Below are 2948 nucleotides of genomic sequence, written 5' to 3' on the forward strand. Positions count from 1 at the left end.
AGATGTGTATAAGAGAACAGCGGGCGGGCTGCGGGACGGATGGAAGTCTATACGACGTTCCACATTTCTATACAGGCCTGTCGACCTCCACATGGGCCGCTCACACGGGCGCCCTCTCCACCGGGCAGCTCATGCAGCGCGGACCACCCCTCCCCCGCCCCAGCTCGCTCCCGGGGATCTCGATCACCTCGATGCCCCGCTTGCGCAGATGCGTGTTGGTCGTCACGTTCCGCTCGTAGGCCACCACGACCCCCGGCTCCACGGCCAGTACGTTGCACCCGTCGTCCCACTGCTCGCGCTCGGCGGCGTGGACGTCCTGGGTGGCGGTGAGCACCCGGATCTCGTTCAGCCCGAGGGCGGCGGCGATCGCGCGGTGCATGTGCTCCGGCGGGTGGTCGGTGACCTTCAGCTCCTTCTCGCCGACGCCGGGCTCGATGGTGTACGAGCGGAGCATGCCGAGTCCGGCGTACTGGGTGAAGGTGTCGCCGTCGACCATGGTCATGACCGTGTCGAGGTGCATGAAGGCCCGGCGCTTCGGCATGTCCAGCGCGACGATGGTCCTCGCGGAACCGGCGGCGAACAGCTTGTGGGCGAGCATCTCGACGGCCTGCGGCGTGGTCCGCTCGCTCATGCCGATGAGGACGGCGCCGTTGCCGATGACGAGGACGTCGCCGCCCTCGATGGTGGAGGGGTAGTCGGCCTGACCCTCGGACCAGACATGGAACTCCTCGCCGCGGAAGAGGGGGTGGTGCCGGTAGATCGCCTCGAAGTGGACGGTCTCGCGCTGACGGGCCGGCCAGCGCATGGCGTTGATGGAGACCCCGTCGTAGATCCAGGCGGAGGTGTCGCGGGTGAAGAGGTGGTTGGGGAGCGGGTCGATGAGGAAGTCGTCCAGCTCCATGACATGGAAGCGGACGCTCGTCGGTTCCATGTGCGCGTCGAGGAACTCCCGCTTGGTCATCCCGCCGATCAGCGCCTCGACCAGCTCACCGAGGGGCAGGGACTCGAAGGCGGCCCGGAGGTGATCGGTGGCGAGCGGGCCGTACTCCTTCTCGTCGAAGACCTGGTCGAGGACGAGCTCACGAGCCTCGGGGACTCGCATGACGTCCGTCAGCAGATCGCCGAAGAGGTGGACGGCGACTCCCCGATCGCGCAGCACGTCCGCGAAGCCGTCGTGCTCCGCGCGCGCCCGGCGCACCCACAGCACGTCGTCGAAGAGGAGCAGGTCCTTGTTGCTGGGGGTGAGCCTTTTGAGCTCTAGATCGGGCCGGTGCAGGATGACGCGGCGCAGCCGCCCGGCCTCGGAGTCGACATGGAATCCCATGCCTCCATCCTGACCATTCGGGCGTGCGTTCACCCACAGGTCGGCCGAAACGATTCCCCGATCTCGTCTCCTTGACGATAAGCGGTCCGGGCTATTATCGTCTACCTGACGCGAACGAGTGTGTGGGGAAGACGAGGGGGATCATTCATGGCCGACATCACCAGACGGTTCGGCTGGCGGCATCTGCGCGGAGCGCCCACCGCGCACATCCGTCACCACCGCTCCGGACGACTCGTGCACGACGGCCCGGGGCTGAGCTTCTGGTACCGGTCGCTGACCGCCGCGCTGTCCGAGGTCCCGGTCGACGACCGCGAGCTGGCGATGACCTTCCACGCCCGTACGTCCGACTTCCAGGACGTGGCGGTGCAGGCGACGGTGACCTACCGGGTCAGCGACCCGGCGATCGCCGCCGCACGGCTCGACTTCTCCATCGACCCCGACACGGGTGTCTGGCGGGGCGCTCCCCTGGAACAGCTGTCGACCCTGCTGACGGAGACGGCCCAGCAGCACGCCCTGGACGTCCTGGCCCGTACGTCGCTGTCGTCCGCGCTGGTCGACGGGGTCGCGGCCGTACGGGAGCGGGTGGCGAGCGGCCTCGCGGCCGAGCCCCGGCTGCCGGCCACCGGCATCGAGATCGTGGCCGTACGCGTGGTGGCGCTACGGCCCGAGCCGGAGGTCGAGCGGGCCCTGCGGACGCCCGCGCGGGAGCAGATCCAGCAGGAGGCGGACCGGGCGACCTACGAACGCCGGGCCGTGGCCGTCGAACGGGAACGGGCCATCGCGGAGAACGAACTGGCCAGCCAGATCGAACTCGCCCGCCGCGAGGAGCAGTTGGTCGAGCAGCGGGGGACGAACGCGCGCCGCGAGGCCGAGGAGAAGGCCGCCGCGGACGCCGTGAAGGCGGGCGCGGAGGCGGCCCGGACGCTGCGGCTCACCGAGGCGGAGGCCGCGCGCACCGTGCAGCTCGCCGAGGCGGAGGCCACGCGGAACGTCCGGCTCGCCGAGGCGGAGGCGGAACGGCAGGTCAAGCTCGCGGAGGCGGAGGCGGCCGCCGCGCGGGCCGTCGGCGCGGCGCGGGCCGAGGCGCAGTCGGCGTGGCTGCGGGTGCACGGCGAGGTGGACGCGGCGACGCTGCACGCACTGACCGGGACGCGGCTCGCGGAGAACCTGCCGCGCATCGAGAGCGTGACCGTCTCGCCGGACGTGCTGACCGGGCTGCTGGCGAAGCTGGGCGGGGCGGGCGGTTCCGGGGAGAGCGCGTGAGTCTCGCGCCACGGGTGGTGCTGGTCCACCGCACCACCGAGTACGAGGAGTTGGTGGCCCGGCACGGCACGCACGGCCAGGCCGCCTTCTTCCTGAAGTCACGCGGGCGGGACATCGAGGACGTGGCCGAGCGGCACCGCCGGGAGCGGCGGGCGCTGGCCGAGGTCACGTCCTCGGTACCGCTGACCTGGCGTCAGGCCCGCGTGGAGCGGGCCGACCTGGACCGGTTCCTGTTCGCCCCCGAGGACGTCGTGGTCGTCGTCGGGCAGGACGGGCTGGTGGCCAACGTGGCGAAGTACCTCGCGGGGCAGCCGGTGCTCGGGGTCAACGCCGATCCCCGGCGGAACCCGGGGGTACTGGT

Annotated in this window: 2 protein-coding genes and 1 pseudogene; 2 read left to right on the forward strand and 1 reads right to left on the reverse strand. The window is 70.9% G+C overall.

The features are described 5' to 3' along the window. Window positions 1-100: 100 nt before the first annotated feature. Window positions 101-1324 (reverse strand): arginine deiminase, encoded by a 1224-nt coding sequence (locus AOK23_RS36690; RefSeq protein ID WP_055716829.1) that lies wholly within the window; start codon window positions 1322-1324, stop codon window positions 101-103. 147 nt (window positions 1325-1471) lie between these two features. Between AOK23_RS36690 and AOK23_RS36695 the strand changes: the two genes are divergently transcribed. Continuing rightward, window positions 1472-2587 carry an SPFH domain-containing protein gene (locus AOK23_RS36695; RefSeq protein WP_055716830.1) on the forward strand — a complete coding sequence of 372 codons (1116 nt, stop codon included), beginning with the start codon at window positions 1472-1474 and terminating at the stop codon, window positions 2585-2587. Next, window positions 2584-2948, forward strand: a pseudogene (locus AOK23_RS36700) (NAD(+)/NADH kinase); the annotation flags it as partial. The gene AOK23_RS36695 and the pseudogene AOK23_RS36700, both read left to right, overlap by 4 nt.

The organism is Streptomyces torulosus, assembly GCF_001419765.1.
Taxonomy (GTDB): Bacteria; Actinomycetota; Actinomycetes; order Streptomycetales; family Streptomycetaceae; genus Streptomyces; species Streptomyces torulosus.